This is a genomic window from Sphingobacterium sp. B29 (assembly GCF_001952815.1).
Taxonomy (GTDB): domain Bacteria; phylum Bacteroidota; class Bacteroidia; order Sphingobacteriales; family Sphingobacteriaceae; genus Sphingobacterium; species Sphingobacterium siyangense.
In genome coordinates this window covers 3,254,958-3,279,920 of the sequence record NZ_CP019158.1, presented here as the reverse complement: position 1 = coordinate 3,279,920, position 24,963 = coordinate 3,254,958, and the positions used below count along the sequence as shown (strand labels likewise).

20 protein-coding genes are annotated in these 24,963 nt (G+C 43.4%); 5 read left to right on the top strand and 15 right to left on the bottom strand.

Annotated elements, in window-relative coordinates:
- Positions 1-4: 4 nt before the first annotated feature.
- Positions 5-1,063 (bottom strand): FecR family protein, encoded by a 1,059-nt coding sequence (locus BV902_RS13680; protein WP_075992420.1) that lies wholly within the window; start codon positions 1,061-1,063, stop codon positions 5-7.
- 83 nt (positions 1,064-1,146) lie between these two features.
- Complete coding sequence (locus BV902_RS13675) at positions 1,147-1,671, bottom strand: RNA polymerase sigma factor (protein ID WP_075992419.1); 525 nt, start codon at positions 1,669-1,671, stop codon at positions 1,147-1,149.
- 271 nt (positions 1,672-1,942) lie between these two features.
- On the opposite strand from BV902_RS13675, the gene BV902_RS13670 reads away from it, so the two are divergent.
- From BV902_RS13670 to BV902_RS13660, 3 genes are all read left to right on the top strand, one after another.
- On the top strand, positions 1,943-3,085 hold the full coding sequence (locus BV902_RS13670; protein ID WP_075992418.1) for a DUF4932 domain-containing protein: 1,143 nt from the start codon (positions 1,943-1,945) through the stop codon (positions 3,083-3,085).
- Positions 3,086-3,232: 147 nt separating this feature from the next.
- The gene (locus BV902_RS13665) at positions 3,233-4,288 is read left to right on the top strand and encodes a 3-oxoacyl-ACP synthase III family protein (RefSeq protein WP_075992417.1); all 1,056 of its coding nucleotides are present in this window, start codon (positions 3,233-3,235) and stop codon (positions 4,286-4,288) included.
- A 353-nt stretch (positions 4,289-4,641) separates the two neighbouring features.
- Positions 4,642-4,833: a cold-shock protein gene (locus BV902_RS13660; RefSeq protein WP_070566486.1), complete on the top strand. Its 192-nt coding sequence runs from the start codon at positions 4,642-4,644 to the stop codon at positions 4,831-4,833.
- A gap of 139 nt (positions 4,834-4,972) precedes the next feature.
- Here BV902_RS13660 and BV902_RS13655 read toward each other — a convergent pair whose 3' ends face one another.
- From BV902_RS13655 to BV902_RS13615, 10 genes are all read right to left on the bottom strand, one after another.
- On the bottom strand, positions 4,973-5,566 hold the full coding sequence (locus BV902_RS13655) for a TlpA family protein disulfide reductase (RefSeq protein WP_075992416.1): 594 nt from the start codon (positions 5,564-5,566) through the stop codon (positions 4,973-4,975).
- A gap of 1,091 nt (positions 5,567-6,657) precedes the next feature.
- Positions 6,658-7,821, bottom strand: a complete 1,164-nt coding sequence (locus BV902_RS13650; RefSeq protein ID WP_075992415.1) for a TlpA family protein disulfide reductase — start codon at positions 7,819-7,821, stop codon at positions 6,658-6,660.
- 149 nt (positions 7,822-7,970) lie between these two features.
- Positions 7,971-9,398 carry a phytoene desaturase family protein gene (locus BV902_RS13645; protein WP_075992414.1) on the bottom strand — a complete coding sequence of 476 codons (1,428 nt, stop codon included), beginning with the start codon at positions 9,396-9,398 and terminating at the stop codon, positions 7,971-7,973.
- Between the two features lie 20 nt (positions 9,399-9,418).
- Positions 9,419-9,580, bottom strand: coding sequence for a hypothetical protein (locus BV902_RS27335; protein WP_153847574.1), 162 nt, complete (start codon positions 9,578-9,580; stop codon positions 9,419-9,421).
- Between the two features lie 193 nt (positions 9,581-9,773).
- Positions 9,774-10,445 carry a hypothetical protein gene (locus BV902_RS13640; protein WP_075992413.1) on the bottom strand — a complete coding sequence of 224 codons (672 nt, stop codon included), beginning with the start codon at positions 10,443-10,445 and terminating at the stop codon, positions 9,774-9,776.
- Between the two features lie 31 nt (positions 10,446-10,476).
- Positions 10,477-11,928, bottom strand: a complete 1,452-nt coding sequence (locus BV902_RS13635; protein ID WP_075992412.1) for an MBL fold metallo-hydrolase — start codon at positions 11,926-11,928, stop codon at positions 10,477-10,479.
- A gap of 21 nt (positions 11,929-11,949) precedes the next feature.
- Positions 11,950-13,419, bottom strand: a complete 1,470-nt coding sequence (locus tag BV902_RS13630; protein WP_075992411.1) for a hypothetical protein — start codon at positions 13,417-13,419, stop codon at positions 11,950-11,952.
- Between the two features lie 23 nt (positions 13,420-13,442).
- A complete protein-coding gene (locus BV902_RS13625; protein ID WP_075992410.1) occupies positions 13,443-14,792 on the bottom strand; it encodes a hypothetical protein in 1,350 nt (449 codons plus the stop codon).
- A gap of 39 nt (positions 14,793-14,831) precedes the next feature.
- Positions 14,832-16,199 carry a RagB/SusD family nutrient uptake outer membrane protein gene (locus tag BV902_RS13620; RefSeq protein WP_075992409.1) on the bottom strand — a complete coding sequence of 456 codons (1,368 nt, stop codon included), beginning with the start codon at positions 16,197-16,199 and terminating at the stop codon, positions 14,832-14,834.
- A gap of 25 nt (positions 16,200-16,224) precedes the next feature.
- Positions 16,225-19,278 carry a SusC/RagA family TonB-linked outer membrane protein gene (locus tag BV902_RS13615; protein WP_075992408.1) on the bottom strand — a complete coding sequence of 1,018 codons (3,054 nt, stop codon included), beginning with the start codon at positions 19,276-19,278 and terminating at the stop codon, positions 16,225-16,227.
- 407 nt (positions 19,279-19,685) lie between these two features.
- On the opposite strand from BV902_RS13615, the gene BV902_RS13610 reads away from it, so the two are divergent.
- Both BV902_RS13610 and BV902_RS13605 read left to right on the top strand, forming a co-directional pair.
- Positions 19,686-20,549: a helix-turn-helix transcriptional regulator gene (locus BV902_RS13610; protein ID WP_237241627.1), complete on the top strand. Its 864-nt coding sequence runs from the start codon at positions 19,686-19,688 to the stop codon at positions 20,547-20,549.
- Positions 20,550-20,590: 41 nt separating this feature from the next.
- Complete coding sequence (locus tag BV902_RS13605; RefSeq protein ID WP_075992407.1) at positions 20,591-21,547, top strand: nitrilase family protein; 957 nt, start codon at positions 20,591-20,593, stop codon at positions 21,545-21,547.
- Positions 21,548-21,688: 141 nt separating this feature from the next.
- On the opposite strand, the gene BV902_RS13600 is transcribed toward BV902_RS13605, so the two are convergent.
- From BV902_RS13600 to BV902_RS13590, 3 genes are all read right to left on the bottom strand, one after another.
- Positions 21,689-22,114 carry a DUF3995 domain-containing protein gene (locus BV902_RS13600; protein ID WP_075992406.1) on the bottom strand — a complete coding sequence of 142 codons (426 nt, stop codon included), beginning with the start codon at positions 22,112-22,114 and terminating at the stop codon, positions 21,689-21,691.
- 218 nt (positions 22,115-22,332) lie between these two features.
- Complete coding sequence (locus BV902_RS13595) at positions 22,333-23,163, bottom strand: metallophosphoesterase family protein (protein ID WP_075992405.1); 831 nt, start codon at positions 23,161-23,163, stop codon at positions 22,333-22,335.
- Positions 23,163-24,962 carry a RagB/SusD family nutrient uptake outer membrane protein gene (locus BV902_RS13590; RefSeq protein ID WP_075992404.1) on the bottom strand — a complete coding sequence of 600 codons (1,800 nt, stop codon included), beginning with the start codon at positions 24,960-24,962 and terminating at the stop codon, positions 23,163-23,165. Before BV902_RS13590 ends, BV902_RS13595 begins: the two co-directional genes overlap by 1 nt.
- Position 24,963 lies beyond the last annotated feature (1 nt).

Genomic DNA, 24,963 nt, shown 5'->3' with positions numbered 1-24,963 from the left:
TCTGTTAGTTGTTTAGATGTTCAGTAATTGTATTTTCCTGTTTGTATAGCGTATAACTTCCATCCGCATTGGCGACAAAGCGCAATTCATTGATCAAGCAGATTGTTGTCAAGATATCCTTCAATGAATCGTGATGTACATCAATCTCACCTGTATAATGGATGGCGGCAATACCCTTGTCACCCAAATGGATCTGTTTTTCAAATGCTGTTTCTAACGCCTTTAACACAGCAGGCATCGGTGTATTTTTCAGATTTAACAAATCCGGGGCAGACAGATCAGGCATGTTCAATGGCTGTTTTTTATTGACGGCTTCCATTCTTGTTGCACCTCGTGAATCAACCGTCAGCTTTTGGCCCGGGTCAGCTAAAAAAATCTGTTTGAAACCGTTTGTAAGCGAGGATACAAGCACCTTACCTGTATGTAATGCCACAGTCATAGCCTGACGCTTCAATTTGGTATTAATGGTAAAGGATGTACCAAGCGCCGTTGTTTTAGTCCCGCTGGCAAACACCGAAAATGGGCGTTTCGGATCCGATGCTACATCAAAGTAGGCTTTACCGCTAAGTTCAATATCACGGGCATTGGCAACAAAATTTTTTACATAGCGAATATGGCTTTGTGCGAACAACCGCACATGGGATCCATCGGGTAGATCCAGCGTTATACTATAGGGATTTTTATTTTCTATTGAAGTCCAGACTGTATCTTGATGCGCTATAACTGGTTTAGCAGTGGACCGCTGAGCATCTGGCTGTACAACTGAATCTTTTGTCCACCAGGTAACAAAATGGAAGGAAAAGAAAAAGAGAACTGCAGCTGCGGCACTGTATCGCAGTAGCTTTACCAACCGATACCGATGTAATGCCTTTCGATCCTGCGCTTTTTCCTGATTTTGAATGGCAGCCTGTATAAGCGTTTTCATCGTTTCAGTAGGCACAGGCTCCTCCATTGCTGTGCTATCAAATTTCTCCCAATCTTCGTCCTTGAAAAGTTCGTTCACGAGGAAGGGCATTTTCCAGATCTTCTTTTTGATCTGATGCTGCTTTTTATCATGCTTCATACTCCTATTACGCAGGCCAGCACGACATCCCTTAGTTCTTAACAATTATTTAATAAAGGGCGCCGATACTTAACATAAAGGACTTATAGCATAATGGAATAGAGATGTTGTTTGAGTTGAAGAAGTGCTTTACTAATATGCTGTTCCACGGTTTTTGTGGAAATTGAAAATTGAGCGGCAATCTCTTTATGGGAAAGACCTTCTTTACGGCTCAGTTCAAAGACCTTCCGACGCATCGTCGGCATATTCTGGATATCTTTTTCCATCATACGCAAAAGGTCTTTATTTTCAATTGCCCGGATCAGACTATCGGTAAAAGGTGTCACTGCTGTCTGCCCTTCGTATTTGAAACGTGTAGCCTCCTTGCGCAGCAGATCGATCATGACTTGCCGCGCCATACCGAAAAGCTGCAACAGAATACTGAGCTGCTCGTCGAGCTTCTCCCTTTGGTTCCAGAGTTTGATAAAGGTCAGCTGCGTTACCTCCTCTGCAATATAATCCGATTGCGTACGCTTGAGTACAAAACCGTAAATCTGTCGATGGTACTTTTCGTATACGAGATTGAAACTTTTCTGATTGGAAGATTTGATAGGCTGAATGTGTTCCATTGCGCTGTCAAAAATAAAAGCACAAGGTTTCCTCAGTATTAAGTTAAGATCAATATTAAATTAAACAAATTGAATATATAACCTCTTCAATTAGCAGAATTCATTTCTGATTGTACAAATTTTATTATAAAACAAGCAGAAAACTCCCTATAATTGCAGTCGGGAATATTTCATTTCATAGTGAAATCCCCAATCAGACATGACCATAACCGGTAAAACGTTACGCTATCAGCAACATGTCTTATCAATAATTATATGAAATAACGATACGATGAAAAGGAATATCTTTTTTATTTTAATATGCTTTGTATTACTAGCTAACCTGGCCATCTGCCAAGAAAAAGACGTCGATTTTAGCAAAGCCTATATTGCCCAAAACGACGGTAAGACAACTGTTGAAATTAATGAGGCACAGGAACTCATCTATATTATCTTTGCGATAACTGACTTTGGTAAGGAAAATCCAAATATGACCAAGCAGAATACGGCGTATTTTGAAGAGGTCAAAGCGCATTTCACCCCATTTTCCAATCTCCCTATCGTAAAGAAATTTGACCAGCAGCTGCGAGCGAATCTAACCAACTATTTCCTCTTAGCGGCCAATGTATATGGCTTTAAGTTCAAAAACGACCAATTAGTACCTACAAACATCTATATTTTTCCAGCAAGAGGAGTTGGAAACTATCAAGTGAAATCAAATCCTATCCCCGCTTTCAAAAACGACCTGGAAGAATTCGCCAGACAGAGTGGATACCGGACATTCTACAAAGAGCATCAAGGCTATTACGACAGCCTTCGTACAGCATATCAGGAGTATGCTTCCATTGCCGAGCAAAAAGAATGGTTAGAAAAGAAGTTCGATTATACAATCAATAGCTATCGTGTATTGACTTCCCCCCTGATTGCCGGGATGAATGCGACCCACACCTTCAAGTACAAAGGTTTCAAAGAAATTTTGCTTTTTTTACCCACCCTCCGCGAAGACGAATCCTGGAGTCCCAAATTCAAAAAAGCACTCAATACACGCATTATTTTTACGGAGATAGACCACAACTACGTAGGTCCATTGAGCGAAAAAAACAAAAAACAGATTGATACCATATTCAATAATAGGGACTTATGGGTCGATAGAGAAAACAAAAGTACAGTTCATTATCCAAGTCCGGTAAAAGTATTTGATGAGTATTTAACCTGGGGGCTTTTCATCTTATATTGTTACGATAAGTTTGGAAATGATCATGATCTTTTTGGCCAGATTGTTGAAAACGTCAACGATATGATGGTCAATAAAAAAGGATTTCCCAAAGCAGATGAATTTAACGCCGAATTGTTCCGCCTGTATAAAGACAATAACCCGAAAGATATTCAGAGCTTATACAAGCCACTGCTGGACTGGTGTGAGAAAGAAAATTAGCGCCATCCCGATAATATTTAGTAAATTAAGGCTGAGAAGGAAATAAGCCGCTAGAAATGTGAATGTATACGACCATAAGGAATCAGCATAGCATAAGGGGATGATCGTCGAAATATATTTATACACAATACGTACGGAGAAACAATTATGAACATTAGATTTATCGGTTCTGGCAGTTATATTCCATCCCACAAAATAGCCAATACAGACTTCGCCAACCATCTTTTTTTGGATGAAAATGGGCTGCCGTTCAAGGAGCCGGCTTCTGTCATTGAAAAATTTAAGGCAATCACCGGCATTGAGGAACGCCGTTACGCCGATCCTGACCAAGTGGCTTCAGACCTTGCTTTCCTAGCTGGTCAACGTGCCATTGAAGACGCCGGTATAGCTGCTGAAACATTGGACTATATTATTGTTGCACATAATTATGGCGATGTGCAATCTGGCAAAATCCAATCGGATACTGTACCCAGTTTAGCAAGCAGGGTGAAGAAAAAGCTCGGGATCAGCAATCCAAAATGTGTGGCTTATGATCTACTATTTGGCTGTCCTGGTTGGAACGAAGGCGTATTGCATGCCAACGCTTTCATAAAATCAGGTATGGCAAAGCGCTGTATGGTCATTGGCGCAGAAACGCTTTCCCGTGTTATAGATCCTTTTGACAGAGATTCGATGATCTATGCGGATGGCGCTGGCGCTGTAATCATCGAAGCCACTACGACAGAGCAAGGGCTCCTATCACATGAGAGCGCAACTTATGCGCTTGAGGAAGCGAACTATATCAATTTCGGAAGCTCTTATCAACAAGAGCAGGACCCTGATATACGGTATATTAAAATGAAAGGACGCAAAATCTATGAGTTTGCACTCAGCAAAGTTCCTTTAGCCATGCAGGCTTGCCTCCAAAAAGCGCATATCGATATCACGGCAATCAAAAAAATACTGATCCACCAGGCCAACGAGAAGATGGACGAAGCCATTCTGATGAGATTTTATGCACTATACGGTACAGTACCCCCGCCCGATATTATGCCAATGACCATCCATACATTAGGAAATAGCAGCGTGGCAACCATTCCTACCCTCTATGACCTCATTGCCCGTGGGAAGATAGACAATCAATCCCTACAAGAAGGCGATATCATCCTATTTGCGTCTGTTGGCGCCGGTATGAATATCAATGCTTTTACTTATCGGGTTTAATGTAATTTTGCGACTACATCGTGTAGCTATTATGCTAACACAGAGCCTGCATAGGATTTATTTCATAAAAAATAACAAAACACTGTATATATCAATATTTTATACTTAAATTTGTATTATAATCGGCTCCGCCTTTGCTTATCTGAAATCGTCAAGTTATACTTAACACTCAGTTTTCGCATTTTCAGAAGCTTTTTTGTTAGCAAAACGGAGGTAAAGACCTTTTTGGACTTGAGTCAATCCAAGATCATTAAAATCAGATCCTATTTCTTGCAAAAAATCGATTAACTATTGTTCATATTCATTTATCACAATAGTGCAGTACAGATTACTTTAATATAATTTATAAAACAATGCAAGAAGGAACTATTAAATTCTTCAACCAAACAAAAGGTTTTGGTTTTATTACGCCTGCTGGTGGTGGAGACGACATTTTCGTACACGTATCTGGTTTAATCAACGAAGTACGTGAAAATGACAGTGTAACATTTGATGTAGAAAACGGTAAAAAAGGCGTTAATGCAGTTAACGTACGTATCGCATAATTAAGTAAACACACAAGAAGATAATTTATTTATCTTCTTGCGAAGTGTAACGGGCAACCGTTACACTTTTTTTATCCATTTCATACCCAAGTACCGCAAAAAATCGGACGATTTATCGGTCTGGCACATGAAAGACTTTTTACAATCCAGCCAACATCACTTCTTCCTGTCGCAGAAAATATGGACTGCTATCTTTGAATCTCCCGCGCTTTCTGGAATACTTTCTGATGATATCAGCAACAACATCATCGGTGAGCTCATGCCCCTCTAACGTCGGAAAACCCTCCCAGCGTACAATGCCATCCGGATCTACTAAAATACAGTGTGGGATTCCCTGTACTTCGAGCTGTTTCTTCAACTTCGCTTTCGTATCGATCGCTGAGAAATAATCTATTTTAATCTCCTTCGCCTTTTTAATGACCTCTGCTTTTTCATCTGAAAGGCCAATGATCACAAGTTTATCACCATACTTCTTATGCCATTCATTGAGTTCAGGAATTACTTTCCGGCAGGGACCACACCAAGTAGCCCAAAAATCAATAAGGATAAACTTACCCTTTGTATCAGGCGCATCTGTAAGCCACTGCTCGACCTCAAGTTTTGGCGCCTTTTGATTCAAAATTGATTTTGCCCACAATTTTTTATTGTTGTTGCTTTCTTGCGTATGACCGATTACATGGATCAGGCAAAGGGCAAATAATAAGAAAGCTTTTAGAATAAATTTTACATTCATAAAACAGCTTGTTTAGTTCCCCTAATTTATGGATTTTTTTCCACAATCATTTCATCCTTTCATCCCACACATCGTCTTTTCATAGACACCATTGCGGCCTTTATAAGGCAAAATAACACCTATACTTTTAATCGATATAAAATATACAAAACACTGTATATAAATAATTAGCGTATTTATCAAAAACAAAAAAACTCCAACTTATTTGCTGTATGGCTCATGATTTTCCGAATGGAGCCAGGCCGACATCTGTATAAAATAACAGCGCACCATCGACATTTCCACGGCAAAAACCAGATCCTAATCCATCCTCACTAAAGCTAAATTGAGGCGTTCAGCACACAAAAACAACGAAATGGGCCGGCCCTTTATCCCATTCGTCAAGATAATGCACAAAGTGACCGCATTCTACTATAGAAAAGTGTAAAATAACCCCTATTTACAAACGCTATTTTCTGGAATTACAATATTCTGTAAAGTCTATTGAGTACCTACTTATACGGCTGACAAACTGACACAATACCCAATAATTAAAAACATAAAACTATATAGATAAGATAATTAACTAAACTAATATAAACAAGTGGTTACACATCATTCTCTTTATAACACATCAACTTTACCCATCGGATACCATCCATCTATAGTTCGCCCTGCGATGGCAAGATGAACTTTTGCCTGACCTGTGTTAAAGTTTCCTTTTTCGGCATCATAGCTTGGTAGGCATTTTATTGCCTCAGGAGCCCAGCTTACCCCGGCCAAAGTGTCTTTCCTAAGTTTATACTTGCCGTACGCACCGATTTATTTCTTCTTATCGATTTATTTCTTCTTATTTAGTATTTAGCGATAGAAAAAGCAACATCGAAACCGATATTGCCATCATAAGTATCAACCTGGGATATTGTCTACATACTAAAGGGGGAATTACATACAAAAGGCCAAGAAATTATCTTGGCCTAATGCAACATATTATTTGGGGTGTTTTCGTAGCCCTATATAGCAAAAATACTGCCGAAATTAGAAACTCACAGCCATTAGCTTATTTTTTTCTAAAGACTTTATGCTGCAGAAAAATAAAAAAACGGCTAAAATCACTTATTCCGTGGCAACCGGGCAAGTACAGCTTGCAATTCAGCAGAATTTGTAGCTCCCTGGAATAACAGTCGACCTTCTTTATCCAAAAGAAAAGCTTGTGGGTATCCACTGACGCCATAAAGTTCGCCGATTTTACCATCCCTATCCCATACACTGGGGTATACAGGTTTATTTCGACGAAGGAAGCTTTGGATATCCGCTTCACGATCGGCAGCATTTATAGCGATCACCTTTAACCCCTTATCTACATAACTCTGCTGTATTTCATTCAAGAGTGGAACCGCTTCAATACAATAGCCGCAGTTCTTTATCCAAAATTCAAGTAGCACGTAATTGCCCTGAAGAGAATCGAGCTTGATTGATCTAGAGCCTAAAACCAGCGGTAATTGCCATTTTGGAGCAATTTCACCCGTAACCAACGAGACCTGCACCTTCGGATCTTTTATCTTATATCCGGGATAACTGGAATAATACCAGGAGCGTTCGGCCGGAGCTTGAGCTAAATCATTATTACTAAACTGTGTTCTGACAAAATCGCCTTTAAGCACATCATTTTCCTGAATAATTTCGACAGGAAGGTAACTTTTTTTATCCAACAGCACGGTATAGCTCATATTTCTTTTCGCGGTGAGGGCATTCACATTTCCTAATTGATCAATATCCCGCTGCCCCATCCCGATTCGTATCGCATAGCATATAGAATTCGGACTGTCAACAAAAGTCTTTTGGATATCGGTCGAAGTGATAATAAGGGGAAGCACATTTTTCCAGGTCAACAGACTCATGTTCAAAAAGGTAAAACGCCCCAGCTCGCTTTTTTGGGGATGACGTTTTAGCACACTTGTCTTGTCAAGGAGATTAAGCTCAAAAGACTCCGATCCATTATACACGATATGGCTCTGTGCATTCTCGAATTGGAAAGCCAGACCTAGCGGATTGTCCTTTGTCCTAAAATCCAAATAGGTATTCCCTTCCAGCGTGTAGTTGTAATTTTCCGAAGCATAGTTTATTGCCAGTCTGTAATTGTAGTTTATTACTTCTTTTTTGTCGAGTGCCCATTTGGATTTTTCTAAAATGTCGGTGACGTTTTGAGCCTGAAGCGGCAGGCTCCACAAACAGAAGAGAAAGATGAGTGTACGTAAGGAATATATCGCTTTCATGTATTCTATGTAGCTTTAATTTACCTATTAAAACTACGAATAATTCGTAAATATTTCTATTAATTTATCTTAAATATCGATAAATTTTGTGCATGTGGCCACAGGGGCCACAAATAGAGGCGGATAAGGAAATACTTATTCGGCGCGGTTTACAACAGCAAACCGAAGTGTTCCTTGAGCGCTGTCCGTGCAGCATGATAACCACACATGCCATGCACCCCACCACCCGGAGACGTCGATGATGAACAGAGATAAATCGTGTCGACCGAGGTTCGGTACGGATTTAGAGCCAAAATGGGCCTACTGTACAGCTGCGAAATATCCATAATACCGCCATTGATATCACCACCGATGTAATTGGGATTGTACTCTTCGAGCTCCGTAGGAGAAAAGGTATGCTTGGCCAGAATGGTTTCTTTAAAACCCGGCGCAAAGCGCTCAATCTGATTTTCGATAGCTTCAGTATAATCGACCCTGCTCCCATTAGGAACATGGCAATACGCCCATCCCGTATGCTTGCCTTCGGGAGCACGACTGGAATCAAACGCACTCTGTTGCGCAAACAGCACAAAAGGCTTATCCACTTTCTTCCCAAGATGGCTCCGCTGCTCGCCTTCGGCAATTTCGGCGTAGGTATTTCCCAAATGTACTGTAGCGGCCTGCTGACAACGCAGATCTTTAAAAGGCGTCTTTTCTGATAATGCCCAATCGACTTTAAATACCCCCATTCCCTGCCTAAAGCCTTCGAGGCGTCTGCGGTAGCCGCTAGCAAGACCTATACCTTTGAGCTGCAACAACTGCTTGGGCGTGATATCACAGAGTAGGACTTTATGGGATGGTAGATCGCGAACATCCTCTACCCAAAAGCCCGTTTGGATCTCCCCACCCAACGATTGATAATAGCCTAACAGCGCATTGGCAATGGATTGCGAGCCGCCAATCGGTATCTGCCAGCCATATTTGTTGCCTACCGCCGCAAGCACAATGGCAATTGCAGAAGTTGTCCAGTTGTCTAGGGGCTGAATTCCATGAGCCGCCATCCCTGCCCATAAAGCCTGTGCCTGCACGGAAGTAAAGCGCTTTGCTGTCCAGCTTGCCGGCTGAAGTGCATCCAGCCCAAACGAGGCTAAAGACAAAGGATGCTTCGGAAAGGATAATGGCCCCATAATATCTGCCGCAAGGCGCTCCCAATGTGTCACGACCTTTTCCACCAGCTTACGATAACTTTCGCCATCTGCTCCCAAACCCTCTACCGTTTCGGCAAGACTATGGTAAAGAATTCCCGTTTCCCCTTCGTCCAATGGGTGTGCTGCCGCATACTCAGGCTTAACAAAAGATAGCCCAAATGCTTCCAAAGGTAAACTCCTGAAAAATGGCGATGCCATAGCCATGGGATGAATCGCCGAACAGACATCATGTTTGAAACCCGGAATTGTAAGTTCCTTGGTTCGCATTCCCCCACCGATTGTATCGGCACCCTCAATAAGCAACGTGCTCAGCCCTTGCTGCTGAAAGGTAATCGCTGCAGCAAGTCCATTTGGTCCCGAGCCAATAATAATTGCATCAAATTTTCGCATAAGCTAGTTTTTAATCACTCCTAGTCGCAGCCTGTATTGGGTTGTTCCTTTTTTGAGCGCTTTGACGAAGTAGAATCGGACAACGATTTGCTATTATCCTTTTTTTTACCTGCAGATCCGCAGGAGACTGTAAATGTCGTTAAAACAAACGCTAAAAGTCCAAGATTGATTATTTTTTTCATATGTTATCCATTTAATTTACTATAATGTGTACACCATGTATCCTTATGGCTTTTTCAGCTACTGATTCCCTTACTATAACTTATGCCCTTGGATACAAACTTTTACCTGCATTGAAAGGATTTATTTTCCGGGCCGCACCCATCTTTAGAACTCATATACAATCCTATCAAACAACTTTATAAGAAATATCATTTATATAATATGTTCATCCGAAAAATAGGCGCGATACCGTTGCTTTAACTCCTGTCGCTGCGTACTATCAAGCTTGATTTTCGGATCGGTCTGTGATACAACCGTAGAAACAACCTTATGCACGCCTTTACCTTTTTCAATAAATAATACCGTCGGCGAAGAAATCCGTTTAATGGAATCAATCCCCACAGCTGTATAAGGATTTAGGACATCGTGAAATTTTGCCAAAATAGCTTCATAACCCGGGCTCCCGGCCTTGGTCGTGATCACTTTACCTTCCTTATCTTTCTCCTTAAGATCCCGGATATCGTGAATATTGAGGTAATAAATAGCCGCCTTCTCCTCCTGGGCAAATTCCAGCAGCGGCGTTATGGCATTCCGAAACCATGGACAACTGGGCCATCCAAAAAGGACAATACCGTTGTCCAGCTCCAACACATCCTGTTCGGTCGCATAGACGATCCGCGGATTGTCAGGAATTTGTACCGGCACTTTGTTCGTTTTATTCAGGCTTTCAAGTTCCTGCTTAAAGCGAACTCCTTCTTGCTTTTTAAATGAAACCTGACTATTTTTTACGGCTTCCTTCGTATCCTGCCTGGATTGGCAGTTGGTCACATTGAGCAACACCACCACTGCTAATAACATGCTAGCCAATAATTTTAAATCTTTCATATCATGTATGCATTTAAGTGTAATCCTCTTGTTAATTCACCGATTGCTTATAGCTTTTAATATGTTCACCGATATCCCAGACCTGCGCTTTTGGCACCCATTCACTGATGAGGCTGCTTGCAATGGCCGAGCGATAACCCGAAGCGCAGTGCACAACGATAGGTTTATCCACTGGTAGCTCGGCAATATGCGCCTTCAATTCGGCCAGCGGAATGTTATGAGCCCCTTTGAATACTGGCCCAGTCTTAGCTTCCTCGGCCGTACGTACATCCACTATAAAATATTGATCTTGCGCCCTATCAAAAGCGGTCTGATCAAAAGCTGTCGAAGGCTGCCCCGCGAAATCCCCATACAACACGATACCTTTAACAAACTGCTCATAGCCAATTTTGGCCAGCTTTTCGAGCTGCACCTTCCCCTGTTCCTTGGTATCTACGGCGAGATAAAAACCTTCTTTCGGTTCAATAAAAGTTCCTACCCAAGATTCTGACTTACTACGTTCGGGAATATTAATGGCCTCCGGAAAATGTGACGCCCTAAATTCTGAAGCGGGGCGGGTATCGAGGACAGTGCTCTGTGCATGAGGCACCGCTGCTGCCGAAACCACTGAAATACCAGACAAAGAAGCTAATAATGGTTTTGCTCCCCTACGATTCAATGCTACATTATAAGGGAAGTAGATCGGTACAGGCGGACGATCTGCTAGAATCTGCTGAACAAACGCTTCTTCCGATTTTTGCTGAAAGGCCAAGTTGTGGGCTCTTTCCGCGCCAATGGTACTTTGCTTAGCACCCTTTATTGCATTTCCGCAAAGTGATCCAGCGCCATGTGCCGGATACAAAAGCACCTGATTGCCTAACGTTGCATAGATATCATGAACGGTATGGTAGAGCTGCCGCGCCAGTTTTTCGCGCTGCGTAGCCTGTTCTCCCGAGTACTCGCGCAGATCGGGCCTTCCAACTCCACCAATCAATACCGCATCCCCCGAAAAGATCGCCACATCGCGACCATTTTCTTTTAACAAAACAGATATGCTATCTGGTGAATGTCCGGCTGTATTGATGGCATGCAACACAATGTGGTCCGAAATCTTTAATGTATCGCCATCGTCAAAAGTATGGTGGGGATAGGTCGCACGGACAAGCTTGCTGACATAAACCGGAACTTTCAAATCCTGATGGATCTCCAGATGGGAACTCACAAAATCAGCATGCGGATGTGTTTCCACAACCGCGATAATTTTCGCTCCCTGCTCCTTTGCATAAGCGTAATAGGGCCTTGGATCACGGGCCGGGTCCACAAGCACAATTTTCTTATCGGCCAAGATCGCATAGGAAAACTGTGCCAGGCCTTCATCTTCGAACTGCCTGATGCTGTAGCCATTCGCTAAATTATTGGTATTTCCAAAACAGGATACCCCCTGACCTGCCGAAGCAAGGGTAAAAAGGACAGCTGAACGGTGGATAAATGATCTTCTATTCATAACATTCTTTTTTTTAGACAATTAGTAGGTAAATAGTGTATTTTTCATATACCATTCTTTACCGGTGAGATAGGATTCTTTGACGCGATTGAGGGTAATTTCGAGGTTATTACCACTAGCATCCAGCCCTTTGAGTTTGATCTGTTCCGCTGTTGGTCGTTCGTAAGCCCATTTCAGCACATGCAGGCTATCACCCTGCGCTTTTCCATACAGCGCTTTCAGTCCCACATCTAGTTTTTCATCTAGTTTTTTACGTTGTTCCTTGCTGAATTTCTGATTTTTATCGATCAGATACAGTGCGTGTTCTGTCGAATCTATTTCATAGTAGAGGTAGCTCTTCCCTCCGGCCCGGCCTGTAAACTCGTAAGTTTTGAGCACATCATTTAAAGCCGGGGTACCATTGCCAAGGTCGATCGAATTGGCTTTATTGACCTTGTAGACCAAGGTCGAATAACGCTCAAAAAAGGCCTCATGCCAACGTACTGAATCGGCAGGTGAATAAGCCTGAGACTTTCCATTCAGCAGAAAACTAGAAACCTCATAATGTCCTGCAGCTTTTGCCAGTCCAGGAAGTACAGGCTCCTTTAGACGCCCTTCATCATAGAATCGCTCATAGCGATAAAAGCCGTAAACGAAAATAAACAGGACTACAATGGTCGCCTTTAGGCCAAAATAAAATGGCTTATTCCACTTCCTGACAAACTTGGGCACATAGTAATAGGTGCTTACTGGTTCGCGCAGAATAAAAAGCTTCCAGATCGCAGGCAGATACTGCAGCAATAGAAAAAGGGAAAGCAATACAAAATATGAACTGTATACATGAACTGCGCCATCGTAGGCAATATTGGCATGGGCAATGTTAAAGAGGACTCCAGCATTGATAATGGCTCCTATTACGACCGTGGGCCGAAAGAAGAGCAGGCTTCCCGCCGCTATCTCCAAAAAGCCTAAAAAGATCTCATATTTATAGGATACACCGACGATTTGCCAATACAACTTAAAGGGGGCATATTCACCGATATCGGTATTCAGATTGGCAAGAGATGGAAATGGCATCTGCATGGGAAAGAACTTGATAAATCCGAAGGCGATCAGCCCCAGTGCAATGCGGTAGCGTACCAATACCCGCAACCAATAGTACAGCGCATCATAGCGTTGCACCTTACTATTTCGGGCCAATATCGTCCAGATGGAAGCACCCAGCACAGCAATCAGGCCATTGAGCCACCAAGACGTATACGATGCAAACCCCCATTTGCCACTTTCGCTGTCTATTTCTATCCAACCCGTGCGCGACCCACCGGCGATCGTTGCCATCCAATCATATAATGATTCGGGTTTAAAAACTTTTTCGTACCATTCCCAATCCAGGGGTACCACCATCAGGATAAAGAAAATAAAAGTAAATCTAAATCCTACTTTCTCCCAGTACTTCCAACCCTGCTCCTGCTGGCTGGTAGGAATGCTTTCCAAATATTGAATCGTTGCCATAAACTTAGTCTAAATTTGAATCGTTAATAAATACGGATCGGTTTTCTGCGGCCTTCATGCAACAGATATTTCTTGTTCACTTTCTCCAGCCGTACATGCAATGAGTCGCCCAGCTGATTGACTCCATCAAGTAAAACTGTCCGTTTGTCGGGTCTTTTGACAATAAAGGCAAAAGTGTAGCCTTTACTCACTTTTCCGGTAAGTTTGATTGTGGTTGTGCTCTTATCAGTTCCCTGCTTGCTCGTATAGCCAAAGAATTCTCGCCCACCATTGCCCAGGTATTCGTAGTTACGCTCGCGATTGAAGGCGATACGCGGTTTGAGGCTATCGACCTTTACAGAACGGTTTCCACGGATACTGAGCGTATTCCATTTTTCAAAAACCACATCCTTCCATCGCAATGTATCGGTTAGCGAATATGGAATAGTATCGCCTTTCCAGACGAAGTCTTTTACATCGTATACGCCTGCTGCTCCTTCCAATCCCTTTTCATCGGGGAATGGGTAATCGGAATTCTTCCAGCTCAGGTAAGCCTGCACGCTAAATACGGCGATCAGCAGCAGAAACAAGGCTTGCAGATAAGGGCGAATCCCCGCGACTCTGCGGCCATAGACAGGCCAAAACCCATCGGGAATAGTTGCTGCCTTTTTAATCAAAAGCTGATAAAAACGGGGCCAGTCGTACGAGAAGATAACGACCGCAAGCAATAGTAAAAACGAACTATAGACCTGTTCACCGATCTCGTATACATAATTAACGATCACGACATTAAGCAATAAAGCGATGAGTAATCCCGAACCGATGATTGCTGTACGGCGGTTCAGTAAAAAGAGTCCACCCACAATCTCTAGCGCACCAATTACCGGTAAATATCCCGCGGTTGCAATGCCGTTGGTCAGGTAATAGAGCTTCCAGAGCAGGAAATCACCGTATTCGGTATGCAACTCGCTAATGGTCGGCTCGGGAAGTTGTATAGGGATGATTTTGACAAGACCTATAAAAGTAATGGCCAATGCTAAACGATAACGCAACAGCACGCGGAGCCAGTAAAATACACGATCGTCATCGGCCTGAAAATTCTGCCTGATTTTACGGCCAAAGGCCCAAAATAACAATAGCGCGAGGGCCAGAGCAATTGCCCAGTTGTAGTATCCGCGCACATCGCTACCGACGAAAGGGCTTTCGGCGATAAAAGAAGTGCGGTAAGTCGCCAATCCAAACCAGTTCTCCAATGAAAACAAGTCAGCAAATGAACTCCCCGTAAAAAGATTGGGGTCATACGGGATGCTGAGTATCAAAAAGAAGATCAGGCCGATGTATAAAATAGCTGAGCGATAGCGCTTAAAAAAATGAGAGTCTGCAAATGTTGTCATTTCAATCCGATTAAATAAAAAAACAAATGATTCATCCGATCAATCCAAACCTGGATTTTGTTGTAGATTCGGGTCTATCGAAACCTGAGCGTACGGTATCGGCAGCAGTAACCTATTCACGGAGGAAATATTGAGCACCTGTTGCGCGCGTCCTGTCCGCAGCAGATCATACCAGCGATGATTTTCCAGGGCAAATTCAACGCGATTTTCATCTTCCACGGCCTGCAGGAGCGCTGCCGCGCCGAGACTTTGCAAGGGTTTGATGTTGGCGCGTGAGCGTATGGCATTTAAGTCGGCCAAAGCAGCTGTCAGATCGCCAGAGCCATTCCGTTGCGCCAATGCTTCGGCGCGGATTAGGTAAAGCTCGGCCGTACGGATCAAAAAGACGGGATCCGTACGGTCTGTTCGGTAATACAGATTGCCGATCAGGATATTCGGATCTGTGGACGAAGAGGTCTTGGATACCAATGCCGTCCGATCCCCACCAACAGCTGGATCCACCAGCAGGTCGTAGATGGCCTGAGAAGGTCTGATCCAGGCAGTCCCCCCATTATTGCCCGACAACCATTGACTGGCCTGACCACTGGTATTGTTGATATCATAGACCAATTCGAAGACCGATTCTTTGGTATTGGAGGTATTGTTGGCATAAAACGAACGGTATGGGCTCACCAAACTATAATTGGTATTATCATCAATAATATACGAGGCATATTTTATGGCTTCAGACCAGTTTTTCTGATACAGGTAGAATCTTGCCAGCAGTGCACGTGCGGTCTTTTTGGTCGCACGGATACGGTTGGTTTCATTGGGAAGCAGCTGTTCGGCCTTTTGCAAATCCTGCAGCACCTGTGCGTAGGTGTCAGTTAGGGAGCTCCTTTGTACCTGGGGCAAACTGTTCGCCGAAGTCGTTGGCTGCAGCACGATCTGTACACCACCCCAGGTTCTGGCCAGATCAAAATAGGCCAATGCACGCACGAAATAGGCCTCCCCAACAAGCTGGTTTCGATAGGCCTCAGTAAAAGTGGTCGTCAGCGCCAGGTTAGGTACTTTGGTGATCACATGGTTGGTCCTGTTGATGGTAGCATAAATCTGGTTCCATGCCGTAGCAAGCACAGCGAGGTCAGATTTTACCGTATGATTGGTCAGGGTCTGATGGACAGTTTGGCTACCCCGATACACGATGTTGTCTGCCGAAAAGAATCCCAGTAGCTGAAAGCTATAGCCATAATAATCGTTGGACCGAAGTGCCGAGTAAATACCCCGCACGGCTGTTGCGGCAGAGCTCCCGTCAACGATGGTTACTTCATCAGACACTGAATTCTTGGGCTCGACCTCTAAAAACGAGCTGCAGCTACTGAGCTGAAAGACAAGAAGCGGAAAAAGGAAATATATAATTTTTTTCATGAGCTTTACAGATTAAGGTTAACGTTTATAGGGTGACATTGAGGCCAAGCTGAAACGTCCGGGGCTGTGGTGGCGTTCCGAAGGATCCTATCCCCTGTGCGTTCGGGTTGCTGGTCACATTCGATTCTGGATCACCGGTGTATTTGCTCCACACAAAGAGATTAGACCCTACAAAATAGATGCGTGCAGCAGTCAATTTCGCCCGCTCGACTAGCTCTTTCGGCAATTTATAACCAAACGAGAGCTGTCTGAGCTTTAAAAACGAGGCATCCTCCAGATAGCGGCTATTGGCATCGATGGTATAGTTGAGGCCCTCCGAAGTCAGTCGTGGCACATCGGTGATGTCACCCGGCTGTTGCCATCTGTTTAGCACATTTTGAAATACGCCACCGCTGCTCGGGTTACGCTCCCGAAAGTAGCGGTTGAGGTTAACGGCATAGTTGCCATATTGGAAACTAAAGTCTACACCCAGATCAAAGTTTTTATAGGTAAAGGTATTGCCTATTCCCCCATAAAACTTGGGATAAGCATTCCGAAAAACTTTACGTGCCGAAGTAGGCAAAGAACCATCGCTCAGCTGTCCGTCAAACACGGCTTTTCCGGTCTGCGGATCGACGGAAAGTTGTTCATAAAGCCAGAATGAATTGAGTGAATAACCTTCTTTCAGGATAACCCAATCGCGAGTATACTGGGTAATCTGCGTGGGCAGTTTTTCGATTTTATTCTTATTTCCCGAAATGTTGAAGCTTGTATTCCAGGCAAAGTCTTTTGTTTTCACGTTGAGCGAGTTGATCAACACTTCATAGCCTTTATTGCTGATCTCGCCCACATTGGCCCAGTATTTTGAAAAACCAGAACTGCCAACAATAGGTCGTTCGAGGAGAAGATCGGAGGTATATTTATGATAAAGATCTAAGGTAATGGACAGGCGGTTTTTGAATAGCGCCACATCCAGCCCAAGATCTGCCTGCGCTGTTTTCTCCCAGCGCAAATTTTCGTTCCCCAACTGGAAAGGACCTGTACTTGGCAACACCTTGCCATAGCTGTCGGCATATTTTTCATTGCCCGACCAAAGACCTCTGGCGGCGAAATTGCTGATTCCGGCCTGATTGCCCGTCAATCCATAGGAAGCCCTAATTTTCAGATCATTTAACCAGGTTTGATCGGCCAGAAAGGCTTCTTGGCTAATCCGCCAGCCTGCTGAAAAAGCCGGGAAATAACCCCATCGGTTGTTGGCACCGAACTTGGACGAGCCATCTGCCCGCAGGGTTGCCTCCGCAAAATAACGGTCTGCATAGCTATAGCCTACTCTTCCAAAAAAGGAAGCAATCGTATATTTAGTCCAATTGTCGGATGCAATGATATTGGCTGCCGATGAAATCTGTTTAAAGGAATCATTGGCAAAACCATTCCCCTCCAGGTATTTGTAATCAAGTACGTTGCTCTGCAAGGTATTTCCCAAAATAGCATTCAGGCTATGCTTGCCGAAGGTATTTTGGTACGTCAGGGTTTGTTCGTTTATCCAGGTAGCATTTCTCGATATTCCCGAGGTCGCCTGATTGTTATTCGCGATACCGATACTGGTTTTACTGTTCCAGTATTGTGATTCATCGTATAAGTTATAGTCGGCACTAAAACTGGATTTGAATTTCAATCCCTTCACTAGATCGATTTCCGCAAAGGCACTTCCTACATAACGCAGACTTGTAGTATTGACATCGTAGTTGTCCACCAGTGTATAGGTATTATCGGTACCATTGAGTGATCCATCGGTATTGAATATCGGAACATTCGTTGCCGAAGAAACGGCCGAATTAAAAAGACTTACCTGAGGTCCATCACCTGTACGCGCCTGATTGCGGTAGGTTCTGGAAAAATTATTTGTTAGGCCGATTTTGACACGGCTACTGATCTGATGGTCGAAATTAAATTTGAGATTGGTACGCGAGAAGTCGATTACCTTTATAAAAGCTTCCTGTCCTGTGTAGCCTGCGCCGATATAGAACCTTGATTTGTCGCCGCCCCCCTGTATACCGATGTTATAATCCTGCAGCTTCCCATGGCGCAACAGGAAACCAAGGCGATCATAGGTAGGCTGATCTTCAGGATTTCCTTTCCCGCCTTCCGAAACTGGACGATAAGGCCTGTTGGCGAAAGTCTGTTTCAATGCCGGATTGTCCAATCCGGAGTTTATCCACCACTCGTTGGCGAGGGTTGCCGTTTCGGGACCTGTAGCCAATTTTGGCAACAAGGATTTATTGGCTTCGGCCCAGCCCCCCTGCAAGTTGAGGTCAATTTTGGTACGGCTACCGTAACTTCCTTTTTTTGTGGTAATGATGATCACACCATTGGCACCCCGGGAACCATAGATCGCGGTTGCCGAAGCATCCTTCAGCACTTCAATGGATTCGATATCTGCTGGGTTGATATCCGTAAGTGGCGAACTGGTCCGTCCACCAAGCCCGATATTTTGGAGCGAAGTATTATTTAAGAATACGCCATCAATAATATATAAGGGATCGCTACTGGAGTTGATCGATGTCGTTCCGCGAACCCGCAGAAAGATGCTTTCTCCGGGAACTCCTGAATTGGTGGAAACCTGCACACCGGAAAGCTTGCCCTGCAACTGGGCATCAAAACTTGCTACCGGAATTTTGTTGACTTCGGCAGCGTCAATCTTGGCAACTGCGCCCGTTAGATTTCTTCGCTTTTGTACACCGTAGCCTACGACGACCACTTCATCCAGATCAGAAACGCTAGGTTGAAGCAAGATCTGAATCTGCGCCTCCTGTGCGGTTATCTTTCGACCTTTGTATCCCAAAAATGAAGTTGAGAATGTCAAGGGAAGTCGTTGCCCTGTGACAAACTGAAATCTTCCCGACGCATCGGTCTTTACTTGATGAGTAACACCTTCGAGCTTTATGGTAACGCCTTCAATAGGTCGATTGGTAATCGAATCCAATACAATACCTTTTAAGGTTGCGTTTATAAGTGGCTCAGATTGCTGCGAAAATGCAGGCAATAGCAAACCATGTGACAAAAAAATCGTCACGGCGTACTTCCATACGCTATTTTTCATAGGTAAAATTTTAACAGTAAATATTTACAAGTGCCAACGCCAATTGATTACTTGTCAGAAAAGCCGCTTTTATGGAAAGAAATACTTTCCCCTAGACTTAGCTACACATTCGCCTATCGAAATCAGAACAAAAGGATTTACCGTTGCGCAGACTTGCGCTCGATTGGGAAGGGTTAAGATAAAATTTGTAGTTCATAAATAATGAATTAAGTTAAACATTGTAATCATTACGTGCGGAAGATGTGGCTTGTAAGAAAGGCAAGCTTATCTCCTAGGTTGATAAAACAAATATAGTAAACATAAAATAAAATCTACAATATTAGTAGACTTTATTTTAAACTATCTTTTCTTCCACTAAAAATTGAGTAAATTGGTGAAGAAAAGCTGACGGAAATATGTACATTTGAATGCAGTCAATTACCGATCAGATCATGCAGCTATTTCCTCCAGAAATTTTATCGCCCTACATCAAGCACTATCTTTTTTTGGAAAGTGATGGTGATCAGCATAAAAAACTGCGGTTATTTTCCGATGGTAACACTGGAATGGTATTTCTTCTCAATGAAGGCCACCTGTCCATCAACGAAAGTCAGCAGCTCCCCGCTTCATTTTTGTATGGTCAGATCAGTCATTTCCAAGATCTCGCACTGCTGACACAGACTTCATTTGTTATTATTGTCTTCCAACCCGATGGGCTCTATAAGTTACTCGGTATCCCAGCCCACGCACTAAAAGATCAAATTATTGTTACGCAAGATGTATTTGGACAGTCCGTTATCAGGCTATATGACAGCCTGATGCGTGCGAAGTCCTCAACTGAAAAAGTACATGCATTAAATGCCTTCTTTTATGCATATGCAGTCCGGCAGAAGTATCCAAATCAGGGACCACTCCCTGCAATTCTGCAACATATCACAGCGCAAAAGGGATTGATTACCGTAGGACAAATTGTTCAATACAGCGGTTACACCGAACGGCATATGGAAAGAATATTTGCGGAACAGGTTGGAATGAGCCCAAAAAAATTTGGCAATATTGTCCAATTCCATTCCTTTTTGAAATTGCTACGCAGCAAGTCAGCTGAAACGAGCTTAACAACGATCAGCCACGAAAGTGGATATTTTGATCAGTCCCACCTCATCAGGGCATTTAAAAAATATACCGGCATCACACCTTCGGAATATTTAAATAGTACAAATCGGCTAGCAATCAACTTTATGGAATTTAAAAGCAAATCGGACCGCATGTCGGGTTTATACAATTTCAGCTAGGGCCCCGCGTGTAGCTTTGTCTATAGATCAATTAAAGAAATATGGACAACTTAAAAATTGCTACGGCACAATTTGAGCACAAAAGTGCGGACAAGGCTTATAACCTAGCCATTATCGAACGACTTGCGCAAGAGGCTGCCGCACAGGGTGCTGAGGTAATTGCATTTCACGAATGCTCCATAACGGGGTATACCTTTGCCCGAAATTTAGATAAACAACAAATGCTTGCGATCGCCGAACTTGTCCCAGACAGCGAAAGTACACAAAAGCTGATTTCAATAGCCGCTAAATACAACATCACTATCCTCGCGGGCCTGTTTGAAAAGGATGAGGACGATAACCTATATAAACCTTATATCTGTGTAGACAAAAATGGCCTAATTGCAAAGCATCGCAAGCTTCACCCCTTTATAAACCCCCATTTGCAAGCAGGGCAAGCCTATACTATTTTTGAAATTCACGGTTGGAAATGTGGTATTTTAATCTGTTATGATAATAATGTCGTCGAGAATGTACGCGCAACAAAATTATTGGGTGCCGATATCATCTTTATGCCCCATGTAACCATGTGTACCCCTTCTTCCCGACCTGGCGCAGGTTTTGTTGATCCGCAGCTTTGGCAAAATCGCGAAAACGATCCAACCAGCTTGCGCTTAGAATTTGACGGAATGAAAGGACGCAGCTGGCTGATGAAATGGCTGCCAGCCCGGGCCTATGACAATGCGCTCTATGTTGTTTTTTCAAACCCCATCGGCATGGATGACGATCAGTTAAAAAATGGATGTTCCATGATCCTAGATCCTTTCGGGGATATTCTGACTGAATGCCGTACATTTGAAGATAGTTTTACAATAGCCACCATTACGCCCGAAAAACTGATTCAAGCCGGTGGATATCGTTACATAAATGCTCGAAGGCCAGATCTCTATGGTGACATTATCAGCCAACAGCATGAGTCCCAACAAAAAGTGGTCTGGTTGAATACCGACAATCGTTAGTTCCGCTAAACCGAATGGCTACTTTAAGACCAGGTGAAAAGGTCTTAAAGTAGTTTATCCAATAATGTTATCGATCACCCTCCAGATGTTTGCCAGACGACAGCACGTCCAACTACCTTAAGAAAAAGCACTTGTCTTTTCTCATAATACAAACGCCAAAAAGCCATTAGAGACCGACAAAAAAAGACATAATGGGCTATAAAAATAGGTGTCTCTTACTGCAAAAGAAGACTTTCTGTACTTCTTAAAGATGCCGACAAACTTCATATCGCCAATAAATCGGAGAAGGAAAATACCACTGACCATATACATCCCATAGCGAATATACTTTGCGTCTACCGGAACATCCAAAACTCCGATGGCACATAGATTTACAAACGCAAAAATCAATAATCCGATAGCAACCAGCAAAGTGCCTACCCGGGTGGGATTAAATATCCTTCTGCCATTCAGATCGGTCGGAACGGCAACAGCCATTCCCCAATGTCCACCGAGCAGCCAGAAAAAATGCAACAAAGCCAAAAAAATAAAAATAGTGGCGATAACGATTGAAAGTACAAACTCCATAAGGTAAATATAACGTATTTTAACTTGCCTATTTCAGGTTTCTCCTGAAACAGGCAAGCTATGCAGCAGCAGAAATGCGAATTATTAAATAAACAATTCATAGCATATCTTGGAAAAAGTCAATAGGACAAAAAAAGTAAAAATAAAATAACCTCAGAGTGTATGACCTCTGAGGTTATTTCTTATTGTACTAAGTAAAAGTTAAAAAACAGGTTTCTCTATTTCACATAACTCCAGCTGAAATCTTTCCCATGGACATCCACTTCGAGATGCCCGGGCGCAGTCCCCTCAAAAGCTCCATGCCACCAATTGCCCGATACTGCTCCTGCTGTAATAAACTGTACCCCTTTCACTTTAATCTCTTCATACAAATGCATATGCCCCTGCAGGACCAGCTTTAGGCTGTGGTCTTTAAAAAGATCAAACACCTGCTTTTGGTTTGTAAAAGTATCTGCAGCTGTATAACGCCCCTCTAAAACCGGATAATAAACCGATAAAAAAGGGACATGGGAGATAATCACCAAAGGCTGATCTTTGCCTGTTTTTTCGACAAGATCTTTTAGCCAAGCCAGCTGCTTGTCACCAATAACATAGTGGTTATCTTTGGTTTCCACACTATTCAACACGATAAACCTCCAGCCTTTATGGTCAAAACTGTAATAGGTCTGACCAAACGCCTTTTCAAAGAGCGCAAAATCATTAGTGCCGTCGCGCAAATCGCGCGGCAAACGATCATGATTGCCTATAGCCATGTGGTAAGGCTTTTTAGTGCGGTCAAAAAGTCCCTTCAACGACTTGATTCGTTGCTCGCCAGCCGATAGATCAGCCGATTTCAGATTGTCAATATCCACATTATCACCACCGCTTAGCAGCAGTTCCACCTGAGGTGACAGCGATTTTAACCGTAGCTCCACTTGCCCAAGTGTAGAATCGCTATGCACATGCAGATCGGTTAAAAATGCAAACTTAAATTCCTGTGCACTGATCCTCCCAAGGCTACATAATGTGAGGAACAGAAAACATAAAGCCCTTGTCATCGAATTTTTCATTACCATCCAAATATTTGTTTAAGATTATCATTTAAAAGTATTTCCCCTTGCGGTATGGGGCGATAGTAGAATTTAGGCACCTCAAAGGTTCCTGTATTTTCGATCGTTTCGACTGTACCATTATTCCCTTCCGATAAGAATACGCCTACATCCTGCCCAAAACGGCCAACACGATAATACTGCAATTCTCTCCCCAGACTGTTTTTCTCTTTCACCGCCGGAATGGACGATGAGGAAGCTAACAGTACGATATCCGGAATACCATCGCCGGTCATATCATGCTGCCCCAATCCGGAGAAGTAAATGCCCTCACGTTTGTTCTTCAACAATTCACCTACATTCCAACGCATCAGATCCGTGAAACGGAATCCCTCAAAAGCCAGCTCAACGCGACGCTCGCGTCTGATCTCCAGCACGAGATTACGCTGGTTGCTTTCGATATTGGAGTAACGTGTCGCCATAACGGGATCGATACCTACGCCTACAACCATATCCGGCATACCCGCACGTCTACGCAACAGATTGATACTACGATCAAGATCGGCTTGCGTCAGCTGTCCCAGCTCGGCCTTTGCTTCGGCAAAATTCAATAAAACCTCCGCATAGCGATATAAAGGAATATCGAGATTATTGCGCGCTTCCAGACTGAGCGTATTCTGAAATCCTTTAATCTGATGGTAGCCCGAGAAATTTTTGGCCAATTGCTGCACATACAGTCCCGCCCCTTGCGCATAGGTATGCGAATAAATCAACTGCCATCCCGGATAAGCATACGTTTGTGCCAGACGTGGATCGCGGTTTTCGAACTCTTTGACGAAGGTGTTTTTTTCATAACCTGGCTGGGCCGCATAAAATGAACCATCTTTCATCAGATAGGCCTGCACAAGATCACGCAAAGGATAGTACTCATAATTACCAAACATACCCGGCCACGAATCTGCGTTGAGTACATTGTTGGCATAAAAGCGTCCAAGTACGATCTCTTTGTTGTTTTCAAGATTTTCACTAAAAAATAAAGTGCCGTAGTCCTGATTGGGCTTACCGGTATTGTATATACTGAAACCACCCTCGCGCATCTGCTGATCACTCAACGCTTGTGCTTTGTTCAAAAATTCAGTCGCCGTGGTTTTCAATTCCAGTTCGTTGTGGTATTTCCGGTAAGTTCCTTCATACAGGGCAAAGCGGCCATATTCCTGCAGCACCACCCACTTGTTGACCGTACCCGATTTTATTCGGGGCTGTACGTTTTGTGCGGCAAACTCAAAATCTTCCATGATTTTCTGCACCACCGTTGCTCGTGGGTCGCGCTTGGCAAAAAGATAATCCGTATCTCCAACCTCCAGTGCTTTATCCACCCAGGGCACATCTGAGAAACGCTGCACTTTCTCTACGTAAAACCGAGCGCGAAAATAACGGCCTAGCCCCTCATAATGTGCCTTTTCACTCTCACTGATCTTAGCCTTGCCCATATGCTGTAGAAAGAAATTTATCTTGCGGAGCTGATCCCAGTTCCAGCCTCCTGAGATCGTCGCCGCAGAAGCATTACCGGCCATTATGGTTTTGATCTCCGTATTGCCTGTCGTACTTGCATTGTCTGTAGTAGCATCCGATTGATAGATCCCTATTCCTGAAAAATTGTACAATCCATTGATATACAACTCCAGGTCGGTCGCTGTATTGAAGAAATTTTCGTTATTGATCGCAGTCTCTGGAACACGATCCAAGTAGTTGTCGTTACAGCTTACAAGCAGAGAAAGACCTGAACATACAACGGCTAATTTTATATATTTATTTATCATG